Origin of the sequence: Streptomyces sp. NPDC016309 (assembly GCF_043077235.1) — a bacterium.
Taxonomy (GTDB): Bacteria; Actinomycetota; Actinomycetes; order Streptomycetales; family Streptomycetaceae; genus Streptomyces.
Genome location: NZ_JBIBSG010000003.1, coordinates 66,210 through 86,841 on the forward strand (window position 1 = coordinate 66,210; position 20,632 = coordinate 86,841).

At 74.6% G+C, this 20,632-nt stretch carries 20 protein-coding genes and 1 pseudogene; 7 read left to right on the plus strand and 14 right to left on the minus strand.

Features of this window, described 5'->3' with window-relative positions; genetic code table 11:
* Window positions 1-109: 109 nt before the first annotated feature.
* Both ACF068_RS08165 and ACF068_RS08170 read right to left on the minus strand, forming a co-directional pair.
* The gene (locus ACF068_RS08165) at window positions 110-1,801 is read right to left on the minus strand and encodes a DUF885 domain-containing protein (RefSeq protein ID WP_392273345.1); all 1,692 of its coding nucleotides are present in this window, start codon (window positions 1,799-1,801) and stop codon (window positions 110-112) included.
* Between the two features lie 38 nt (window positions 1,802-1,839).
* On the minus strand, window positions 1,840-2,346 hold the full coding sequence (locus tag ACF068_RS08170) for an Lrp/AsnC family transcriptional regulator (RefSeq protein ID WP_392273346.1): 507 nt from the start codon (window positions 2,344-2,346) through the stop codon (window positions 1,840-1,842).
* A 60-nt stretch (window positions 2,347-2,406) separates the two neighbouring features.
* Here ACF068_RS08170 and ACF068_RS08175 point away from each other — a divergent pair, with 60 nt between their 5' ends.
* The gene (locus ACF068_RS08175; RefSeq protein WP_392273347.1) at window positions 2,407-3,621 is read left to right on the plus strand and encodes a trans-sulfuration enzyme family protein; all 1,215 of its coding nucleotides are present in this window, start codon (window positions 2,407-2,409) and stop codon (window positions 3,619-3,621) included.
* On the opposite strand, the gene ACF068_RS08180 is transcribed toward ACF068_RS08175, so the two are convergent.
* Together ACF068_RS08180 and ACF068_RS08185 are read right to left on the minus strand one after the other, a co-directional pair.
* Window positions 3,554-4,942: a GNAT family N-acetyltransferase gene (locus tag ACF068_RS08180; protein ID WP_392273348.1), complete on the minus strand. Its 1,389-nt coding sequence runs from the start codon at window positions 4,940-4,942 to the stop codon at window positions 3,554-3,556. The genes ACF068_RS08175 and ACF068_RS08180 overlap by 68 nt on opposite strands.
* Window positions 4,943-5,071: 129 nt before the next feature.
* Window positions 5,072-6,562, minus strand: coding sequence for a PLP-dependent aminotransferase family protein (locus ACF068_RS08185; RefSeq protein ID WP_392273349.1), 1,491 nt, complete (start codon window positions 6,560-6,562; stop codon window positions 5,072-5,074).
* Window positions 6,563-6,669: 107 nt separating this feature from the next.
* Between ACF068_RS08185 and ACF068_RS08190 the strand changes: the two are divergent.
* A pseudogene (locus tag ACF068_RS08190) lies at window positions 6,670-7,506 on the plus strand (DMT family transporter); the annotation flags it as partial.
* 36 nt (window positions 7,507-7,542) lie between these two features.
* Here the strand turns inward: ACF068_RS08190 and ACF068_RS08195 are convergent.
* Window positions 7,543-8,283 (minus strand): alpha/beta fold hydrolase, encoded by a 741-nt coding sequence (locus ACF068_RS08195; RefSeq protein WP_392273350.1) that lies wholly within the window; start codon window positions 8,281-8,283, stop codon window positions 7,543-7,545.
* Here ACF068_RS08195 and ACF068_RS08200 point away from each other — a divergent pair.
* From ACF068_RS08200 to ACF068_RS08210, 3 genes are all read left to right on the plus strand, one after another.
* Entirely contained in the window at window positions 8,269-8,415 is a 147-nt protein-coding gene (locus tag ACF068_RS08200; RefSeq protein WP_392273351.1) for a hypothetical protein, read from the plus strand. The genes ACF068_RS08195 and ACF068_RS08200 overlap by 15 nt on opposite strands.
* A 140-nt stretch (window positions 8,416-8,555) precedes the next feature.
* Complete coding sequence (locus ACF068_RS08205; RefSeq protein WP_392273852.1) at window positions 8,556-9,446, plus strand: RNA polymerase sigma-70 factor; 891 nt, start codon at window positions 8,556-8,558, stop codon at window positions 9,444-9,446.
* A 261-nt stretch (window positions 9,447-9,707) separates the two neighbouring features.
* The gene (locus tag ACF068_RS08210) at window positions 9,708-10,448 is read left to right on the plus strand and encodes a GntR family transcriptional regulator (protein ID WP_392273352.1); all 741 of its coding nucleotides are present in this window, start codon (window positions 9,708-9,710) and stop codon (window positions 10,446-10,448) included.
* Between the two features lie 16 nt (window positions 10,449-10,464).
* Here ACF068_RS08210 and ACF068_RS08215 read toward each other — a convergent pair whose 3' ends face one another.
* Entirely contained in the window at window positions 10,465-11,622 is a 1,158-nt protein-coding gene (locus ACF068_RS08215; RefSeq protein ID WP_392273353.1) for an ROK family protein, read from the minus strand.
* A 285-nt stretch (window positions 11,623-11,907) separates the two neighbouring features.
* On the opposite strand from ACF068_RS08215, the gene ACF068_RS08220 reads away from it, so the two are divergent.
* A complete protein-coding gene (locus ACF068_RS08220) occupies window positions 11,908-12,345 on the plus strand; it encodes a hypothetical protein (protein ID WP_392273354.1) in 438 nt (145 codons plus the stop codon).
* 11 nt (window positions 12,346-12,356) lie between these two features.
* Here the strand turns inward: ACF068_RS08220 and mug are convergent, their stop codons facing one another.
* The 5 genes from mug to ACF068_RS08245 all read right to left on the minus strand — a co-directional run bounded on the left by mug (window position 12,357) and on the right by ACF068_RS08245 (window position 17,800).
* Window positions 12,357-12,968, minus strand: coding sequence for a G/U mismatch-specific DNA glycosylase (mug, locus tag ACF068_RS08225; protein ID WP_392273355.1), 612 nt, complete (start codon window positions 12,966-12,968; stop codon window positions 12,357-12,359).
* 19 nt (window positions 12,969-12,987) lie between these two features.
* The gene (gene purB, locus ACF068_RS08230) at window positions 12,988-14,430 is read right to left on the minus strand and encodes an adenylosuccinate lyase (RefSeq protein WP_392273356.1); all 1,443 of its coding nucleotides are present in this window, start codon (window positions 14,428-14,430) and stop codon (window positions 12,988-12,990) included.
* A 73-nt stretch (window positions 14,431-14,503) separates the two neighbouring features.
* Window positions 14,504-15,295, minus strand: a complete 792-nt coding sequence (locus ACF068_RS08235) for an SGNH/GDSL hydrolase family protein (RefSeq protein ID WP_392273357.1) — start codon at window positions 15,293-15,295, stop codon at window positions 14,504-14,506.
* A gap of 85 nt (window positions 15,296-15,380) precedes the next feature.
* Complete coding sequence (locus ACF068_RS08240; RefSeq protein ID WP_392273358.1) at window positions 15,381-16,397, minus strand: hemolysin family protein; 1,017 nt, start codon at window positions 16,395-16,397, stop codon at window positions 15,381-15,383.
* Window positions 16,394-17,800 (minus strand): hemolysin family protein, encoded by a 1,407-nt coding sequence (locus ACF068_RS08245; protein ID WP_392273359.1) that lies wholly within the window; start codon window positions 17,798-17,800, stop codon window positions 16,394-16,396. The genes ACF068_RS08240 and ACF068_RS08245 overlap by 4 nt, the downstream gene beginning before the upstream one ends.
* 388 nt (window positions 17,801-18,188) lie before the next feature.
* Between ACF068_RS08245 and ACF068_RS08250 the strand changes: the two genes are divergently transcribed.
* On the plus strand, window positions 18,189-18,683 hold the full coding sequence (locus ACF068_RS08250) for a hypothetical protein (protein ID WP_392273360.1): 495 nt from the start codon (window positions 18,189-18,191) through the stop codon (window positions 18,681-18,683).
* Between the two features lie 36 nt (window positions 18,684-18,719).
* Here ACF068_RS08250 and ACF068_RS08255 read toward each other — a convergent pair whose 3' ends face one another.
* The 3 genes from ACF068_RS08255 to ACF068_RS08265 form a co-directional block, all read right to left on the minus strand.
* A complete protein-coding gene (locus ACF068_RS08255) occupies window positions 18,720-19,499 on the minus strand; it encodes an SDR family NAD(P)-dependent oxidoreductase (protein WP_392273361.1) in 780 nt (259 codons plus the stop codon).
* A gap of 83 nt (window positions 19,500-19,582) precedes the next feature.
* Entirely contained in the window at window positions 19,583-20,227 is a 645-nt protein-coding gene (locus tag ACF068_RS08260) for a class I SAM-dependent methyltransferase (RefSeq protein WP_392273362.1), read from the minus strand.
* Window positions 20,228-20,287: 60 nt separating this feature from the next.
* A complete protein-coding gene (locus tag ACF068_RS08265) occupies window positions 20,288-20,632 on the minus strand; it encodes a VOC family protein (protein ID WP_392273363.1) in 345 nt (114 codons plus the stop codon).

The following is a 20,632-nucleotide window of genomic DNA, read 5'->3' on the forward strand; positions in this document are numbered from 1 at the left end:
CCGGCGCCCCGCGCCCCACGCGCACGCCCCATGTGTACGCCCGCCCGGCCCGCGCCCCGCGCGCACGCCCCCACGTACTCCCGCCGGGGCACGCGCCCCGCGCGCCCCGTCAGAGCCGGGCCAGCTCCTCCACCAGGTCGTCCAGCCCCAGCGGGCCCTGGGACAGCGCGGCCATGTGCCACTTCCTGGCGTCGAACGCGGCACCGTGCGCCAGGCGGGCCTTCTCCCGGCCCAGCAGCCAGGCGCGCTCGCCGAGCTTGTAGCCGATGGCCTGTCCGGGCACCGACAGGTAGCGGGTGAGCTCGCTCTCGACGAAGGCCGGCGGCCGGCTGGTGTGCCGCTGGAAGAACTCCTGCGCCAGCTCGGGCGTCCACCGCTCGCCGGGGTGGAACGGCGAGTCCGCCGGGATCTCCAGCTCCAGGTGCATGCCGATGTCCACGATCACCCGGCAGGCGCGCATCATCTGGCAGTCCAGGTAGCCCAGGCGCCGCTCCGGGTCGGGCAGGTAGCCGAGCTCGTCCATGAGCCGCTCCGCGTACAGCGCCCAGCCCTCCGCGTTGGCGCTGACGACACCGACGGTCGCCTGGTAGCGGGACAGCCGGTCGGCGACGTGCGTCCACTGGGCGATCTGGAGGTGGTGGCCGGGCACGCCCTCGTGGTACCAGGTCGACACCAGGTCGTACACCGGGAAGCGGGTCTCGCCGTCGACCGGCAGCCAGGTGCGGCCGGGGCGGGAGAAGTCCTCGGACGGGCCGGTGTAGTACGGGGCCGCCGCTCCGCCCGGCGGGGCGATCCGGGACTCCACCCTCCGCACCCGCTCGGCGAGTTCGAAGTGCGTGCCGTCCAGGGCCTCGATCACCTCGTCCATCAGCCGCTGGAGCCAGACCCGCACCTCCTCGACGCCCTCGATGTGGGTGCCGTGCTCGTCGAGGTGGGCGAGCGCCTCCCACGGCCCGGCGCCCGGCAGGATCTTCTCCGCCTCGGCCCGCATCTCGGCCAGCAGCCGGTGGTACTCGCTCCAGCCGTACGCGTACGCCTCGTCCAGGTCGCAGTCGCTGCCGTTGAAGTAGCGCGACCAGCGGGCGTAGCGCTCCCGGCCCACCGTGTCGGGCGCGCCCTTCACCGCCGGCGCGTACACGTCCCGCATCCAGTCGCGCAGGTCCGCCAGGGCCCGGGTGGCGACGCGCGCCGCCGGGTCCAGTTCCGAGCGCGACCCGGCGGGGGCGGCCGTCACGAACTCCTCGAACCAGCCGCGTCCCGCCCCCTCCGCGCCCACCCACTCGGTGAGCTGCCCGATGAAGGTCGCGGTGGCCCGGGGACCGGCCGGCAGCCCGCGCTCCAGGCCGAGTTCGAGCGACGCGCGGTACCCCTCGATCGCGGCCGGCACGGCGCGCAGCCGCTCGGCGACCGCCCTCCAGTCGTCCCCGGTCTCCGTGGGCATCACGGTGAACACGATGCGCACCCGGTGCACGGGCGAGCGCATGTTGCTGACCGCGCGGAGTCCCTCGCCGGAGTCGTGGACGGCCAGTTCGGCGGTGAGGCGCTCCCGCAGGAGACGCCCGCACCGCCGCTCCACGCCGGCGCGGGCACCGGGCAGGCGCTCGGCCTCGTCGAGCCGGGCGAGCGTGTCACGGGCCAGCCGGGCGACCTCTTCCTGGCCGGCGGGGGAGAGGTCCGGAAGGAGTCCGGCGCTCTTCCGGACGCCCAGGTACGTACCGGTGATCGGGTCGAGGTCGACGAGCGCGTCGACATAGGCGTCGGCGACCATGCGGGGGAGCGCGCTGCTGGAGGTCTCTGGCATGAGGCCATCCTGGTATGCCACGGGCCTTGTCGTCACCCTCATCCGTCCCGGTCGGCTGACAAATGAGCGGGCGCGCCGGGCGGCAGGAGGGGCCCGCACTCCCACTGCTGGAAGATCAGCCGGGTCTCCACCCGGGCCACCTCCCGCTGCGAGGTGAACTCGTCGAGCACCAGTCGTTGCAGGTCGGAGGGGTCGGACACGGCCACGTGCACCAGGTAGTCGTCGGGGCCGGTCAGATGGAACAGGGCGCGCGACTCCGGCAGGGCGCGGATGCGCTCCACGAACGGGCCGATCAGCTCGCGGCGGTGGGGGCGCACCTGCACCAGCAGCAGCGCCTCCAGACCCCGGCCGATTTTGGCCGGATCGAGACGCAGCCGGTTCCCCAGCACGACACCCGTGCGCCGCAGCCGCGCCACCCGGTCCAGACAGGTGGAAGGGGCGACTCCGACCTCGGCGGCGAGCTCGCGGTAGGTGGTCCGGGCGTCGTTCTGCAAAAGGCGAAGTATGTGCAGATCGACCGTGTCCAACACGACAGAATCGGTCATTCGCCGAACGTAACACGGCGATTTTCGGCTACCGCCCGGTACATGTTCACAGTGCGGTCCATGGATGCCCTGTCTTACGACACCTCGCCCGCCCTCCCCACCCCGAGGGCGCTGGCCACCGAAGCCGTGCACGCCGGGCGCGACGACCTCGCCGCCCTGGGCCTGCACGCCGTGCCGCTCGACCTGTCGACCACGTACCCGTCGCACGACGCGAGGGGCGAGGCCGAGCGCATCGACGCGTTCGCCACCACCGGCGCCCGGCCGGACGGGCCGCCCGTCTACGCCCGGCTCGACAACCCCACCACCGCCCGCTTCGAGACGGCGCTCGCCCGGCTGGAGGGCACCGAGAGCGCCGTCGCGTTCGCCAGCGGCATGGCCGCCCTGACGGCCGTCCTGCTCGTCCGGGCGAGCATGGGCCTCCGGCACGTGGTGGCGGTCCGCCCCCTCTACGGGTGCAGCGACCACCTGCTCACCGCCGGGCTCCTCGGTACGGAGGTGACCTGGACGGACGTGGCGGGCATCGCGGACGCCATCCGCCCCGACACCGGCCTGGTGATGGTCGAGACCCCGGCCAACCCCACGCTCGCCGAGGTGGACATCCGGGCGGTCGCCGAGGCCTGCGGCTCCGTGCCGCTCCTGGTCGACTCCACGTTCGCCACCCCGGTGCTCCAGCGCCCGGTGGAGCACGGGGCGCGGATCGTCCTGCACAGCGCCACCAAGTACCTCGGCGGCCACGGGGACGTCCTCGCGGGCGTGGTGGCCTGTGACGAGGAGTTCGCCGGCCGGCTGCGCCAGGTGCGGTTCGCCACCGGTGGCGTCCTGCACCCGCTGGCGAGTTACCTGCTGCTGCGCGGGCTGTCCACGCTCCCGGTCCGGATGCGGGCCGCCGCCACGACTGCCGCCGACCTGGCCCGCCGTCTCGCCGCCGACCCGCGGATCGCACGGGTGTACTACCCGGAGATCGGCGGGGCGATGGTCTCCTTCGAGGTGTTCGGCGACCCGCACGACGTGATCGCCGGGGTACGGCTGATCACGCCGGCGGTCAGCCTCGGCAGCGTCGACACCCTGATCCAGCACCCGGCCTCCATCAGCCACCGCATCGTGGACCAGGACGACCGCCGCTCGGCGGGCGTCAGCGACCGGCTGCTGCGGATGTCGGTCGGCCTGGAGGACGTCGAGGACCTGTGGCGGGACCTGACCGAGGCGCTCAGCGCTCGGCCCGGCCGGCCTGCCGCCGTGGAAGAGGCGCGGGCACACCGTTCAGCCGTGCGGTGATCACCAGGGTGCCCTCCTCGATCTGGTAGTCGAGCGGCAGGTTGAGCCCGCGCATCGCCGCGACCATGCCGGTGTTGGACGACTGGGTCACGGCGTAGACGCTCTCGCAGCCCGCCTCCAGCGCCAGCGCCACCAGGCGGGCCAGCAGTTCGGAACCGATGCCGCGGCGCTGCCACTCGTCCTCGACGAGCAGGGCCACCTCGGTCTCGTCGCCGTCCCACAGCAGGTGCCCGAGGGCGACCAGCCGGCCGGACGCCGTCTGTACGGCGAGGGTGCGCCCGAACCGGGGGCTGAGCAGGTGGTTCAGATAGCCGCGGGCGTCCCCCACCGGGCCGTGGTAGCGCAGGCCCAGGGTGCGGTCCGAGCAGCGGTCGTGCATGGCCCGGGCGGCCTCCAGGTCGCCCTGGTCGGCGCGCCGGACCGTGATCTCGTTCCCCTCCGGGAGGGTCAGCACGTCCTGGCTGCGCGGGATGCGCGGCCCGAGGCGGGCGTCCAGCTCCACCAGGGCGCGGGCCCGGGCGAACTCGGTGGGGGTGAACGGCAGATACGGCCGCTCGATGGTGAGGGCGCCACCGTGGGGGTCGCGCAGCCGCATCACGGTGTCCCCCCGCTCCAGGGCCCCCTCCACCGGTGCGGTCGCACCGGTGGGGCGGCCGGTCGGGGAGACGGCGGGCAGGGAGTGGATGGTGCACCGGCCGAGCAACTGGCGCAGTGCCAGCGGCAGTTCGGCGGCGTCGAGCGCGGTACGGGTGGCCAGGCCCAGCACCCGCGCCGGGGTGTCCACCAAGTCGTGCGCGTCGGCCCGCTCGGTCCAGGTGCCGGTGCCGCCCGCCGCGGCGACCTCGCGGGCCAGGGCCGCCGCCTGGAGCGGGGCGGGCGCCCGCAGCAGGAACTCGTCGACCGTCCCGTCGGCCAGCGGGTGCGTCTGGAGGGTCAGGATGTCGACGCGCAGGCGGGCCAGCGCCGTGCACAGCGCGGCCAGGCTCCCCGGCTCGTCGCGCACGGTGGTCCGCATGCGCCACAGCACCGTCCCGGCCGCCGCCTCCCGTTCGGCGGCGGCCGCGGCCGGGCCGCCGCCGGTATCGGACGGGGCCGGCGGGGCATGGCTGTGGCGCCGGGCCCACCAGGTGTGGAACACGGCCGTCGCGACCAGGAGCACCGCCGACACGGCGAGGAGGTGCGGGCCGTGCGGACCGTGCACGATGGTGTTCGCGACCGCGTCCGCGACGGCCACGGCGGTGAACAGCGCGGCCAGTTCGACGAGGTCCCGCCGCCAGTGGTGGCGGCGGCGCGGGGTCTTAACAGGAGTCGCATCCGTCATGGCACCACTGTGACCCGGCGGTGTTGCGCGATCACGAACGTTCTGTGACTGATGGGTTAAGCGTCCCTCTGGTGATATAGGTCCGCTTTTCAACGGTTTGGTCCGCAGGGGATCGGACGGCCCCGCCCGTCACCCGCCCGCCCGGTCGTCCCCCCGTGCGCCGCCCGCCATCAGCCGCACCCCGCGCGCGATCCCGGCCGGCGTCAGATGGGCGTACCCGAGGACCAGGCGCACATCACCGTCGCCGGCCCGCGCCGTCCCGTAGTCGGACAGCGGCCGCAGCGCCACCCCGGCCGCCGCCGCCCGGGCCAGGAACGCCCCCTCCGCGCCGCCCGCTGCCCCGCGCGCCCCCGCGTCCCCCACCGCATCCGGCCGTCGCGGCGCCCAGCGCCCCGGCACGCGGGCGATCACATGGAGGCCCGCCGCGATGCCGCTGACCTCCGTACCCGGAAGGTGCTCCGCCAGGGCGGCTATGAGCGCGTCCCGCCGCTCCCGGTAGGCGCGCCCGCAGCGCCGCAACTGGCGATCGTAGCCACCGCTGGTGACGAAGTGGGCGAGCACCGCCTGGTCGAGCGACGGGTTGCCCAGGTCCATCGTCCGCTTGCGCTCGACGACCTCGTCGGCCAGGGACTCCGGCACCAGCATCCAGCCCAGCCGCAGCCCCGGCGCCAGGGACTTGCTGACGGAACCGGTGTACACCACCCGCTCCGGGTCCAGGCCCTGGAGGGCGCCCACGGGGGCCCGGTCGTAGCGGAAGTCGCCGTCGTAGTCGTCCTCCACCACCAGGCCGTCCACCGCCCGCGCCCACTCCAGCAGCCCGGCCCGGCGCCGCGCCGAGTACGCGATCCCGGACGGGAACTGGTGGGCGGGCGTGGTCACCACGGCCCGTACCCCGGAGGCCGCCAGTGGCCCGAGGGCGAGCCCCTCCGCGTCCAGCGGCAGGGGCACGGTCCGCAGCCCCGCCGACGCGAACAGGGCGGTGGGCTCCGGGCTCCCGGGGTCCTCGGTGCCCAGGGTCCGCATCCCGCGGGCGCCCAGGACGAAGCCGAGGAGCGTCATCGCCTGGGCCACGCCCGAGCACACCACCACCCGCTCCGGATCGGCCACCACCCCGCGCCGCCGCGCCAGCAGGCCGGCCAGGGCGGTGCGCAACTCCGGCAGCCCGCGCGGGTCGGGGTAGCCCAGCGCCTGGTGCGGCAGCCGGGACAGGGCCGCCTTGTGCGCGGCCGCCCAGGCGGTCCGGGGGAACAACGACAGGTCCGGTGTGCCGGGGCGGAAGTCCACGCGCGCGCCCGCGCCGCGCGGCGCCAGGTCCCGCGCGGCCGACGCGGCCCGCCGCACGGCGTCGCCCACCCACGTCCCGGACCCCCGGCCGCTGCGCAGGTACCCCTCGGCCGTGAGCTGCTCGTACGCCTCCGTCACCAGCCCCCGGGAGACCCCCAGATCGGCCGCCAGCTCCCGGCTGGACGGCAGCCGCGTCCCGGCGGCGAGCCGCCCCGACCTGACCGCGTCCCGCAGCGCGGACTGAAGTGTCCGGCCGCGCCGCCGGGACGGCGCGGACACCGCCGGCAGCAGCAACTCCCAGGCGCTCCCGCCGGGTTCACCCGATCCCTCCGTCATGCTCCCGACCCTACGGCGGACCGGACCGCCCGGGCGCGAAGTGGTCCTCGAACCAGGGAGGGAAGTGGCCCTCCAACGGGACCGCCGGCCCGCCTAGCGTCGACGCCATGAACGTGAACCGAACGCGGGGCGCGCTCCTCGCGGCCTTCGCCTGCGTCCTCGTCGGCGCCTCCTTCACCGCCAACGGCGTGCTCGGCGACTACCCGTACGCGGGCGGCCAGGCCCTCCGGTACGGGGTGGCCCTGCTGTTGCTGCTGCCGCTGGTCGCCCGGGGCCCGGCCACGGCGGTGCGCCGGCTGACCGCCCGCCAGTGGGCGCGGATCGCGGTGCTCGCGGCCGTGGGGATGGTCGGCTTCAACCTGGCCGTGCTGGCGGCCGAGCGCACCGCGGAACCCGCGGTCCCGGGCGTCTTCGTCGGCTGCGCGCCCGTGGTGGTCGCGGTCCTGGTGCCGGCCCTGGACGGCCGCCGGCCCACCCGGCCGGTGCTGTACGGGGCGCTGCTGGTCGCGGCCGGGGCGTTCACCGTGCAGGGGTGGGGGCGTACCGACCCGGCCGGGATCGCCTGGTCGGTGGCGGCGCTGGTGGGGGAGGTCGGGTTCGCCGTGCTGGCCGTGCCGGTGCTGCGGCCGCTGGGCCCGAAGCCGCTGACGGCCGTCGTGAGCGGCGTCGCCGCGGCCGAGGCGGCCCTGGTGGGGCTGGTGATGGACGGGGCGGACGCGCTGCGGGTGCCGACCGGACCGGAGGCGCTGGCCCTGCTGTGGCAGGCGGCGGTGGTCACGGTCGTCGGGTTCGTCTGCTGGTACATGGGCGTGCAGCGGATCGGGGCCGAGCGCGCCACCCTGTTCTCCGGGCTCATCCCGGTGTCGGCGGCGATGACCGCGCCGCTGGTCGCCACCGGCTCGTACGGGCTCGCCCAGGGCATCGGCAGCGCCCTGGTCGGCGGGGGTGTCGCGCTCGGCTCGGGCGTCCTCGTGCGCCGGTCAGCGGCTCCCGTCGAGCAGGACGCGCGCGACCAGGGCCGGGTCGTCGTTCATCGGCACGTGCCCGCACCCGGGCAGGCGCACCAGCCGGGCGGCGGGGAGGGCCCGCTTGGCGCGCACCCCCTGGCGGCGCGGCAGCAGCCGGTCGCGGGTGCCCCACGCGATGGTGACGGGCAGTCCGGGGACGTCGTCCGTGACCCGGACCGCGCGCCCGGCGGCCAGCGTCAGGGCGAACCCGGCGGCTCCGCGCAGCGCGAGCGTCTCGGCCACCACGGCCTCGGGTGAACGGCGCCCGGGCCGGGCGTAGATGGTGCTGGTCAGGGCGGCCCGCCCGACGGGCGACCGGGAGAGCCACTCGATCGCCGGCAGCGGCATCGCCGTGGCCCCCCGGCGCATGGCCAGCAGGGTCCCGAAGGCGTACCGCCGCTCGGCCGGCGTCCAGAAGCCGGCGGGCGAGAGCGCCGTCACCGACTGTACGAGCTTCTTCCGGCCCAGTTCCAGGGCCAGCAGCCCGCCCAGCGAATTGCCCGCCACGTGCGGCCGGTCGAGGCCCAGCGCCTCGATCAGGCCGCCGAGCACCGGCACCACCGTGGACAGGTCGTACGCGAATCCGTCGGGCAGCGCGGGGGAGGCGCCGAAGCCGGGCAGGTCGACGGCGATCACCTCCCGCTCGGCGGCCAGGATCCCCATCACCGGCCGCCAGGCCTGCCAGTGGTGGCCTATGCCGTGCAGCAGCAGCAACGGCTCCCCCCGTCGCCCATCCGCTCGTACTCCAGCGACACCCTGCCGGACCCCCGGGAGGACTCGACCGGGAAAGACACCTGTGCGGCCATGCTGCTGCTCCCTGTTCCCGACCCCGCGCCCCTGATGTAGACGCCGTGTCAGCAACAATTACCGCCCGGTAGCCGCGAGTTCAAGGGCCTGGTCGTTCCCGCCGTCCCGCCGTACCGCATGATGGGACGGTGGCAACCGACACCGGGACCGAACCCGGCACCGCGACCCCGACCGGGACCGTGACCGGGACGGAACCCGACGGCGCCGCCGCCGTCTTCGAGGCGCACCGGGCCGTCCTGACCGGAGTCGCCTACCGGATGCTCGGCCGGGTGGCCGACGCCGAGGACGTGGTCCAGGAGGCCTGGCTGCGCTGGTCCGCCGCCGCGCACGCGGACATCCGCGAGCCCCGCGCCTACCTCGTCCGCGTCACCACCCGCCTCGCCGTCGACCGGCTCCGCCAGGTGCGGGCGCGCCGCGAGGCGTACGTCGGCCCCTGGCTCCCCGAACCGCTCGTCACCGACTTCGGGCCGGCCGTCCCCGACACCGCCGAACGCGCGGTGCTCGCCGACTCCGTGTCGCTCGCCGTCCTCGTCGTCCTGGAGTCCCTCTCGCCGCTGGAGCGGGCGGTGTTCGTGCTGCGCGAGGCCTTCGGCTTCCCGTACGCGGAGATCGCGGCCACCCTCGACCGGTCGGAGGCCGCCGTGCGCCAGCTCGCGGGCCGGGCCCGCCGCCACGTCGACGAGGGCAGGCCCCGGTACGACGTCGACCCCGCCGAGCGCCGCGACCTGACCGAGCGTTTCCTCACCGCGGCGGCGGGGGGCGACCTGGAGGGGCTGCTGGCCCTGCTCGCCCCGGATGCGCGGCTCATCGGCGACAGTGGCGGCAAGGCCAAGGCCCCGCTGCGGGTCATGGAGACCGCCGACAAGATCGGCCGCTTCCTCTGCGCGGTGGCGCGGGATCCGGCCACGTTCGGCGAGTTCCGCGCCCTGGAGGTCAACGGGGGGCCCGCGCTGCTGGTGCTCCTGGAGGGACAGCCGGACTCGCTGACCCAGGTGGACGTCAAGGACGGCCTCATCCAGTGCATCTATATCGTGAGAAATCCTGACAAACTCGCCGCCTTGGTGTCCTAACTGCCCTCCCCTCGCCCTCCCTCGCCGGACCGGGCCCCGCCTCCCGACCTGGACGCGGGGCCCGCCGCCATGCCTCGCAGGCCGGTGCGCGAACACCCTGTGAACGCTCCGCGACAAGGCTCGACTCCGCTGCGTAACCGGCCGACGATTGGTCTTGACCAAGGGTGTGCGCCGCTTTATGGTCGCAAGGGTTAGTGCAGGAACCTTTAATAAACAAGGCACGGAAAGCCGCCGGGAGTCCGGCGATTGCGGAGGATCAGGGTGGGGACCACGCAGCTCGAACCGGTGCCGGAGCCCAAGTACTGGCACCTGAAGACCGTGCTCGGCGAAGCGCTGGACACCGACTTCTCGGTCGGGGAGATCCTGCCCAACGAGCGTGAACTGGCCGCCCGTTTCGGTGTCGCCCGCGCGACGCTCCGCCAGGCACTCGAACAGCTTGAGCTCGAGGGCCGCCTCCAGCGCCGCCGGGGCGTCGGCACCACCGTCGCACCGCCCCGCGTGGGCGTGGACGTCTCCACCGCCCAGGCCCGGTGGCCCGGCGCCGGCGAGGAGGCCTGGCAGCCCGTCGACTGCGCCCTCGCCGCCCCGCCCGCCGCCGTGGCCCGCCTCCTGGACCCGGCCGCCGCCGGCGAACCGGTGCACACCGTGCGCCGCCTCCGGCTGACGCACGGTCAGGCCGTCGCCGCCGAGCAGCTCTACGTGCCCGCCGGCTCCGTCCCGGACCTCACCGCCATCGACGCCTCCGGCGCGGCCCGCGCCCGCAGCGTCCTGCGCGAACTCCAGCGGCTCACCCTGGACGGCCAGGACCGTGCCGTCGAGCTCGGCTCCGCCCGCGCCGACGACGCCAAGGAGCTCGACCGGCTGCCCGGCGCCCCCGTCCTCGTCGTCACCACCCGGTACCTGTCGGCCGGCCGCACCGCCGCCGTCTCCGTCGCCACGTACCGCGCCGACACCTGCCGGCTGACCTTCGGCGACGCGGGCGACTTCGGCATCGCGTCCTGACCCCGCGGCCCGTCGCTCAGCGGCGGGCCGTCACCGTCCCCTCCACCGCGAAGAGCTGCTCCTCCACGTGGTCGAGCGCCAGCCGCAGCGCACCCGTCGCCACCGCCGCCTCGCCCAGCAGCGACAACGCCACCCGGGGCGGCCGCAGACAGAACCGTGCCAGCTCGTCCCGCAGCGGCTGGAGCACACCGTCCAGGCCGGCCGCCCAGCCGCCCACCACCACCAGCTCCGGGTCCAGCGCCAGCACCAGCGCCGCCACGTCGTGCACCAGCCGCTGGATGAACCGGTCCACCGCCGCCCTCGCCCGCGCGTCACCCTCCCGCGCCAGCGCGAAGACCTCCGCGACCGCCTGCTCGTCCAGCGGGTGCAGGGGCTCGTCCGTCGTCGACAGCAGCGTCTCCGGCGTCGCGCCCTGACCCAGCAGGTGCAGCGCGCCGATCTCCCCGGCCGCCCCGCCGAACCCCCGGTGCAGCCGCCCGCCGATCAGCGACCCCGCACCCGGACTCAGCCCGGCCAGGACGAAGACGATGTCGTCCGAGTCGGTCGCGGCGCCCTTCCACTGCTCGGCCACCGCCGCCGCGTTCGCGTCGTTCTCCACCAGCACCGGGCACCGGAACGACCGCCGCAGCCGCTCGCCCAGCGCCAGCCCCGTCCAGCCGGGCAGCGCCGTACCGAGCCGGATCGTGCCGTCCGCCTCCACGATCCCGGGCGTCCCCACGCCCACGGCCCGCAGGCTGCCACGGGCCACGCCGGTGCGCCGCAGCACGTCGGCGACCACCACCCGCACCCGCTCCAGCCGCTCGTCCGCCGAGGCCGTCTCCGAGACCTCCCGCGATCCGGCACCGATGATCCGTCCGTCCAGCCCCGACATCAGCGCGGCCACCCGGCGCGGACCGATCTCGATGCCCAGCAGGTGCCCCGCCTCCGCCCGGAACCGGAACCGGCGCGCCGGCCGCCCCTGGCGCCTGGCCTCGCCCACCTCGGGCGCCGCCTCGACCACCAGCCCGTTGCCGATCAGCCCTTCGACCACGCCCTCGACGGTCGGCCGGGACAGGCCGGTGATCCTGGTCAGATCGGTGAGCGTGCGCGCGTCCGCGCCCCGCAGCGCATGGAGTACCACCGCGGAGTTGATCCGCCGCAGCAGCGACGGGTCCCCGCCGGTCAGCCGCCCCACAGTGTGTCCTCCCAGCTCGCGCGATGTCTGCCGGATGGTACTCAATGATCCGGCCACCTCGTCACACCCCTTGCCCCTGGTGCGCCGGTCACACCGACAGCCGCCGCGCGGACCACCCCGCGCACCGCCCGGGGCCGGCTCCGGACCGCCCCCGGACCGCCCCCGGACCGCCCCCGGGTCGCCCCGCGGGGCCGTCCGGAATGCGGACGGTCCCCCTCGCCGCCCGCCGCACGGGGTGCGCCTGACGGAACGCCAATTGTCAGTGGTGGCGGCTTTACTGGAGCCATGACCACCGCACGGCACCTGACGGCCATCGACCGGCTGCGCTCCCTCCCGTTCCCCGGGGAGTCGGGCAGAACGGACGGGGCCCGCAGCGGTGTTGGCTTCCACATCGGTGAACTCGCCACCAGCGAGGACTTCTGGGAGGACGACGGCACCCGCCGCGAGGCCGTCGAGGACCAGTACGAGGCGGAGCGCGACGCCCTCGCGGCGCTGCTGACCGCCCGCTGGGGCGCACCGCAGGTCTTCAGCCTGTGGTCGCTGTGGGACCGGGCCATGTCCGGCGAGGAGATACCCGAGCCGTGGGTCACGCTCAGCCAGTCGGTGCCCGACGTCCAGCTCTGGCGGGCCGACGGGCGCTGGATAGCCCTGGGCGTCTCCCAGTGGGACGACGAACTGCCGTTCCAGCTCCTCGCCGCCGTGACCGACGTCGACCCGCCCTAGGGGGACACCCCCTAGGACGGGTCCGCCTGGGAAGTGCGCCGGGAGTCGCGTCCGGCGCCGCCGCCCGCCCCGGTGGGTGCGTCCCGGTCGTCCTGGGCGGCCCGCCGCAGCCGGGCGAACTCCTCCGCCATCGTCTCCAGCGTCCAGTGCGCGTTCAGCCCGCTGGGATTGGGCAGCGCCCAGATCCGGGTGTCGCCGATCGTCCGCTCCTGCGGCCCGATCCGGGCCCTGGGCTCGTGGAAGGCCGTGCGGTACGCGGTGATGCCCGCCACCGCGAGCCAGCGCGGGCGCAGCCGCTCCACCTTCAGCTCCAGCAGCCGGCCCCCCTCGCGGAACTCCTCGTCGTCGAGCTCGTCGGCACGCGCGCTCGCCCGGGCGACCACGTTGGTGATGCCCAGCCCGTAGCGCAGCAGCTCGTCCTGCTCGGACGGGCGCAACTGCCGCGGGGTGAATCCGGACCGGTGCAGCACGGGCCAGAAGCGGTTCCCGGGGCGGGCGAAGTGGTGGCCCGTCGCGGCCGACATCAGCCCCGGGTTGATGCCGCAGAACAGCACGGACAGGCCGCCCGCGATCACATCGGGGACGATGCGGTCACGGGCGGCCAGGAGTTCCTGAGGTGTCATACGGGTCGTGTGCCCCGTGTCAGAGGATCGCACCCGGGACGTAACCGGCGGCGTCCGGATGCTGCTTGGCGATCTCCTCGATCCGGGCGACGAGCACCCCGACCTGGTCGGCGGCGGCGCCCGTGAAGGACAGCTTGTCCGCCATCGCCGCGTCCAGCTGCGCCCGGTCCAGCGGGATGCGCTCGTCGGCGGCGAGCTTGTCCAGCAGCTCGTTGCGCTCGGCGCCCCGCTCGCGCATGGCCAGCGCCGACGCCACGGCGTTCTCCTTGATGGCCTCGTGGGCCACCTCGCGGCCGACCCCGGCCCGCACCGAGGCCATCAGCACCTTGGTGGTGGCCAGGAACGGCAGGTAGCGGTCCAGCTCGCGGGCGACGACCGCCGGGAACGCGCCGAACTCGTCGAGCACCGTGAGGAACGTCTCCAGCAGTCCGTCCAGCGCGAAGAACGCGTCGGGCAGCGCCACCCGGCGGACCACCGAGCAGGACACGTCACCCTCGTTCCACTGGTCGCCCGCCAGCTCGCCGGTCATCGACGCGTAACCGCGCAGGATGACCATCAGGCCGTTGACGCGCTCGCAGGAGCGGGTGTTCATCTTGTGCGGCATGGCGGAGGAGCCGACCTGGCCGGGCTTGAAGCCCTCGGTGACCAGCTCGTGCCCGGCCATCAGCCGGACCGTCTTGGCCAGCGACGAGGGCGCGGACGCGAGCTGCACCAGCGCGGTGACGACCTCGTAGTCGAGGGAGCGCGGGTAGACCTGGCCGACCGAGGTGAAGGCGTGGGCGAAGCCCAGGTGCCCGGCGATCCGCTGCTCCAGCTCGGCCAGCTTCCCGGCGTCCCCGCCCAGCAGGTCCAGCATGTCCTGCGCCGTGCCGACCGGGCCCTTGATGCCGCGCAGCGGGTAGCGGCCCAGCAGCTCCTCCAGGCGCGCGTACGCCACCAGCAGCTCGTCCGCCGCGGTGGCGAACCGCTTGCCGAGGGTCGTGGCCTGGGCGGCGACGTTGTGCGAGCGGCCCGCCATGACCAGCTCGCCGTACTCGCCCGCCAGCTTGCCCAGCCGGGCCAGCACCGCCACCGTGCGGTCGCGCACCAGCTCCAGCGACAGCCGGATCTGGAGCTGCTCCACGTTCTCGGTGAGGTCGCGGGAGGTCATGCCCTTGTGGACCTGCTCGTGGCCCGCCAGCGCGTTGAACTCCTCGATCCGCGCCTTCACGTCATGGCGCGTGACCTTCTCGCGCTCCGCGATCGACGCCAGGTCGACCTGGTCGAGCACCCGCTCGTAGTCGGCGAGCGCGGCCTCCGGCACCTCGATCCCGAGGTCCTTCTGGGCACGCAGCACGGCCAGCCACAGTTGGCGCTCCAGCTTCACCTTCTGCTCGGGGGACCAGAGGACGGCGAGCTCCGCGGAGGCGTAGCGGCCGGCCAGGACGTTCGGGATGCGAGGCTTCGCAGACACAGCAGTCACGTGACCAGATTCTACTGGCGGTTTCTGCAGGTCGGCGCCGCGGTCCGGATTGTGGCTTGCTACGAACGCGGGACTACGGGAGCGGCGTCCCGTCGTCGAGGAGGTACGGCGCCAGCTCCGGGCGCTTGGCGGGCCGCCCGTCGCCGGAGGACCGGCCGGTCAGCCGGCGCCCTATCCACGGCCCCAAGTGCTGCCGGGCGAACCGGACGTCGCCGATCCGCCGGGCCAGCCAGGCGGTCGGCACCGCCGGGGGCAGGGGCGCCCGCCAGTCCTCCGCCGGCTCCAGGCCGAGGGCCTGCCACACCGCCTCGGCCACCCGCCGGTGGCCCTCCGTGGTCAGGTGCAGCCGGTCCAGGTCCCACAGCCGCGGGTCGCCCATCACGTCGGCGCCGTACAGGTCGACGAGGACGGCGCCGTGCCGGTCGGCCAGCTCGCCCACGTACCCGAAGAGCTCCTCCATGCGCGGCCGGAACCGCTCCATGACGGGGCCGTTGCGGCCGGGGCTGCGCATCAGGACGAGCCGCCCGCACGAGGGGGCCAGCCGCTCCACGGCCTCCTCCAGCAGCCCGCGCACCCGGCCCATGTCGCACGTGGCGCGCAGCGTGTCGTTCAGCCCGCCGACCAGGGTCACGACGTCCGCCTTCATGGCCGCCGCCAGGTCCACCTGCTCGTCGACGATCTGGTCGATCAGCTTGCCGCGCACGGCGAGGTTCGCGTAACGGAAGCCGGGCGTGCGGGCCGCGAGACGTGCCGCCAGCACATCGGCCCACCCCCGGTAGGAGCCGTCGGGCAGCAGGTCGGACATGCCCTCGGTGAAGCTGTCGCCGACCGCGACGAAACTGTTGTAGGTGGCATTCATCTCCATGGCGGAGTGATCGTACCGTGCGGGCCGGACGGGCCGGCGGGGGAGCGGACCCGTGCCCGCCCCCGCCGCCCCTGCCGGACACTCCCTAGGCGGCCGGGCGGCCGACCAGTTCGCGCAGCACGTCCTCCATGGTGACGAGGCCGGCCGGCTTGCCGTCGTCGTCGAGCACCGCCGCCAGGTGCGTGCGGCTGCGGCGCATGGCCGTCAGCACGTCGTCCAGCGGCGTGGCCGCCCGAACCCGGGCGATCGGGCGCATCGCCGACACCGGGAACGGCAGGTCGCGCGGGACGGCGTCCAGGGCGTCCTTCACGTGGAGGTAGCCCAGGATCCGCCGGGCCGAGTCGATCACCGGGAAGCGGGAGAACCCGGACTCGGCGGCCAGCGCCTCCAACTGCTCCGGTGTGGTGCCGACCCGGGCGTACACCACCCGCTCGACCGGCATCACCACGTCCCGCACCGGACGGCGCCCCAGCTCCAGGGCGTCGTGCAGCCGCTCGGCCGCCCGGTCGTCCAGGAGACCGGCGTCACCGGCGTCCGTGACCATCCGGGCCAGCTCGTCGTCGGAGAAGGTCGCCGACACCTCGTTCTTCGTCTCCACCCGCATCAACTTCAGCAGGGCGTTGGCGAACGCGTTGATCGTGAAGATCACCGGCTTCAGCGCCCGCGCCAGCGCCACCAGCGGCGGGCCCAGCAGCAGCGCCGTGCGCGTCGGCTCGGCCAGGGCGATGTTCTTCGGCACCATCTCGCCGAGCAGCATGTGCAGGTAGGTGGCGAGGGACAGCGCGATCACGAACGAGATCGGGTGCACCAGCCCGTGCGGTACGCCCATGACGTCGAACACCGGCTCCAGCAGGTGGGCGATGGCGGGCTCGGCGACGACACCGAGCACCAGGGTCGACAGGGTGATGCCGAGCTGGGCCGCGGCGAGCAGCGCCGAGACGTGCTCCAGCCCCCAGATGACGCTGCGCGCCCGCCGGTCGCCGGCCTCCGCCTCCGGTTCGATCTGGCTGCGGCGTACGGAGATCATGGCGAACTCCGCGCCGACGAAGAACGCGTTGACGACCAGCGTCAGAAGGCCGATCAGCAACTGGATCGCGGTCATCGGCCCGCCTCCCCGTCCTCGTGGGCTCCGTACCCGCCGCCACCGCCACCGCCGTGCCGGCCGCCGCCGTCGTCACTGCTGTCGTTGTTCGCCGGTCCGCCCGCCGGGGCGTGCAGCAGGACCCGTGCGGCGCGGCGGCCGGAGGCGTCGACCACGTCGAGCAGCCAGCCGTCCACCGCGACGCTGTCGCCGACGGCGGGGATGCGGCCCAGCTCGGTGGCCATCAGTCCGGCGAGGGTCTCGTACGGGCCGTCCGGCACGCGCAGGCCGATCGTCTCGAGCTGGTCCGTGCGGGCGGCGCCGTCCGCCGACCACAGGGCCCGCCCGTCGGCGTCCTCGCCGGCCGGGGCCAGGTCCGGTGTCTCGTGCGGGTCGTGCTCATCGCGGACCTCGCCGACGACCTCCTCGACGATGTCCTCCAGCGTCACGACGCCGGCCGTACCGCCGTACTCGTCTATGACGACGGCCATGGTCGTCTTGCCCGACAGCCTGTCCAGCAGCCGGTCCACGGTCAGCGACTCCGGGACGAGCAGCGGCTCGCGGAGGATCTCCGCGACGGGCTTGAGGCGCCTCCGGCCGGCGGGGACGGTCAGGACGTCCTTGATGTGCGCGATGCCGATGACCGAGTCCAGGCTGCCCCGGTAGACGGGGAAGCGGGACAGACCGGTGGCGCGGGTGGCGTTGGCGACGTCCTCGGCGGTGGCCTGGGCCTCCAGGGCGGTCACCTGGACGCGCGGCGTCATCACGTTCTCCGCGGTCAGCTCGGCGAGGTTCAGGGTGCGGACGAACAGCTCGGCGGTGTCCGCCTCCAGGGCGCCCTCCCGCGCGGAGTGGCGGGCCAGGGCCACCAGCTCCTGCGGGCTGCGGGCGGTCGCCAGCTCCTCGGCCGGCTCCAGGCCCAGCCGGCGCACGATGCGGTTGGCCGTGTTGTTGAGGTGGCTGATCAGCGGCCGGAACGCGGTGGTGAAGAACCGCTGCGGGGTGGCGACCACCTTGGCGACACTGAGCGGCGAGGAGATGGCCCAGTTCTTGGGGACCAGTTCGCCGACCACCATCAGGACGACCGTCGACAGGGCCGTACCGAGGACGAGAGCCGCCGAGGACGCCACGGACGCGGAGAGGCCGAGGGCCTGGAGCGGCCCCCGGATGAGCTTGGAGATGGACGGCTCGGCCAGCATGCCGACGACGAGGTTGGTGACGGTGATGCCGAGCTGGGCGCCGGAGAGCTGGAAGGTGAGGGAGCGTACGGCCTTCAGCGCGCCAGCCGCCCCCCGCTCACCCCGCTCGACCGCCCGTTCGAGCTCGGCGCGCTCGACCGTCGTCAGCGAGAACTCGGCCGCGACGAACGCGCCGCATGCGACGGAGAGCAGCAGCGCCACGAGGAGCAGGAGCACTTCGGTCATCGGTTCACCTCCGTTCCATGATCAGCCACGGAGGCTCCGGATGCGCGATCTCGACTACGGCCACTACTGGGAGGCTCGCCCATGGGCGGACGCTCACACCTTCCGATCGAGGGTGAATTGGTCCACCCATGGTAAAGGATCAGCAAAGTGGTCAGTGGCCGGTGGGGCGGTCGCCCTTGCGGAAGACCCGGGCGACTCCCAGGTCACCGACTGGGGCGCGCTCGTCGCCGCCGTCAGCCGGCGCGGGACCTGGCCCGGCTGGTCAAGGGTGGAGGCGCGGACGTGCGCGCCAGCGCCGCGGAGCCGCGCCGCTGGAGCCGCTGACTCCCTTTGTGCGGAATCGCCGGAACCGCTCCGTCCGTTCCGGTGTGCCGTTACGTTCCGCCCCATGACACCCACACGGAACACACGTACGAGGCGGATCGCCGTCGCCGTCGCGGGCACCGCCGCGGCCGTGGTGCTGAGCATCGGCGGTGCCCTCGCGGCCGGCGGCTCCGGCGAGGCCCCGGCCGCCGGGCCGTCCGCGCGCACGGCCACCCCGGAGCCGACCACACCGCCGGACGGTGACAGCGGCGGCACCACGGGCGGCGACAGCGAGGGCGGCACCGGCGGTTCCGGTTCGGGCGGCGGCGACACCGGCGGTTCCGGTTCGGGCGGCGGCGACACCGGCGGTGGCGGCATCACCGGCGGTTCCGGTTCTGCTTCCGGCGGCGGGGACCCGGACCCGACGTCCACCCCCGGTCCCACCGACCCCTCCGTCCCGCCCCACATCGCCGACCTCACCAAGCGCATCGACGAACTGGACGCCAAGGTCGAGCAACTGCCCACCAAGAAGGAACTCGCCGACGCCCTGCGCGCCATGGCCGACCAACTGGAGAAGTGACCGGGCCGCCCCGCCGCCGTCCGCACCGGGACGCGCTCAGTGGACGGACAGCCCGCCGTCCACGAAGAGCGCGTGCCCGGTGACGTACGCCGAGGACGGGCTCGCGAGGAACACCGCCGCGCCGGCGAAGTCCTCCGCCCGCCCGTTGCGGCCCGCCATCGTGCGCGCGGCCAGCTCCGCCATCGTGTCGGGGTCCTCCTGGAGCCGTGCGTTGAGCGGGGTCGGCACGAAACCCGGCACCAGGGTGTTGACCGTGACGCCGTACGGCGACCACGCCTCGGCCTGCGAGCGGGCCAGCGACTCCAGACCGCCCTTCGACACCCCGTACACCCCGCTCCGCACGAAGGCCCGGTGCGCCTGCTGCGAGGTGACGTGGATGATCCGCCCGAAGCCCCGCTCCGCCATGCCCGGACCGAAACGCTCACCCAGCAGGAAGGGGGCCTCCAGGTTCACCGCCATGGTGGCGTCCCAGACGTCCTCGCCCACCTCGCCCATCGGCGGGCGCAGGTTGATCCCCGCGCTGTTGACGAGGACGTCGGGCTCCCCGTACACCTCCGCCGCCGCCTCGGCGGCGGCCCGCACCCCGGCACGGCCGGACAGGTCGCCGCTCACCCACGCGGCGCGGCAGCCGTCGGCCACCAGCTCGTCCACGGTGGCCGCCAGCTCCGCCTCCCGGCGCGCCACGATCACCACGCTCGCCCCGGCCCGCGCCAGCGCCCCGGCGATCGACCGGCCGATGCCGGAACTGCCACCGGTCACCAGGGCCACCCGGCCGTCCAGCGAGAACAGATGGGAGAGGTACGTGGGAATGGTCATCCCCGAACCCTAGTCCGGCCCCGCACACCGGTCCGGCCGCCCGCGGACCCGCCGCCCGGACCGCCGCCCGTCCCGGGGAGTGCTCAGGCCGGCCGCCGCGCCACGCCCAGCACACAGGGCGACGTCGGCGCCCCCGGACCCTTCTCCGGGATCCGCAGCCGGCGGTAGGTGACGATCTCGAACCCCGCCGCCCCGATCGCGGCCAGCGGGTCCCGGGCCGTGTGGCAGCCGCCGAACAGCAGCGGCCACACCGTGCGGTCCAGCGCCCGCTGGGCCGTCGCCATGGCCCGCCCCTCGGCGAGCCCGTGCTCGAAGAAGCGCAGTTCACCGCCCGGCCGCAGCACCCGCCGGAGCTCCGCCAGCGCCCGCGGCAGGTCCCGTACCGTACACAGCACCAGCGACGCGACCGCCCCGTCGAAGGCCTCGCTCTTCACCGGCAGCGCCGCCGCCACACCCGGCACCACGTCCACCGGCACGTCGGCCCGCAGGCCGGCGGTCGCGGCCAGCCGCCGCAGCCGCCGCTCCGGTTCGACGGCCACGACCTCCGACACGGCGCCCGGGTAGTGGGCGAAGTTCAGCCCGTTCCCGGCGCCGACCTCGATGACCCGGCCGGCGAGCCCGTCCAGCAGCTCCCGGCGGTGTGCGGCGATTCCGCCCCTCTCCTCCATGGCGACGCTCACGCGCGCGTAGAAACGGGCGAACAGCGGGTGGTGGACGGCGTCCCGCATCACGGACCTCCTGGGAGACGGACGGACGGGCCAGGACCCGACACCGTCAGTGTCCCCCCGTCAGCCGCTGACGAAGCAGAACTCGTTGCCTTCGGGGTCCCGCAGCACCTGGAAGTCGCCCTGTTCGTCCGTCACGATCCCGCCGGCCCGCACCGCGCCGAGCCGCACCGCGTGACCGGCCGCCGCCGCCACGTCACCGGCGGACAGGTCCAGATGGAGCCGGTTCTTCACGGCCTTGCCCTCCGGCACGCGCTGGAAGGCGACCCGCACGAAACCGGGGGGCTCCACGTACGACCAGTCCGGGCTCCGGTCCACCGGCTCGCCGCCCAGCAGCGCGGCCCAGAACCGGACCAGCCCCGCCGGGTCGGCGCAGTCGAACACGATCTCGCTGACGACGGCCCGCAC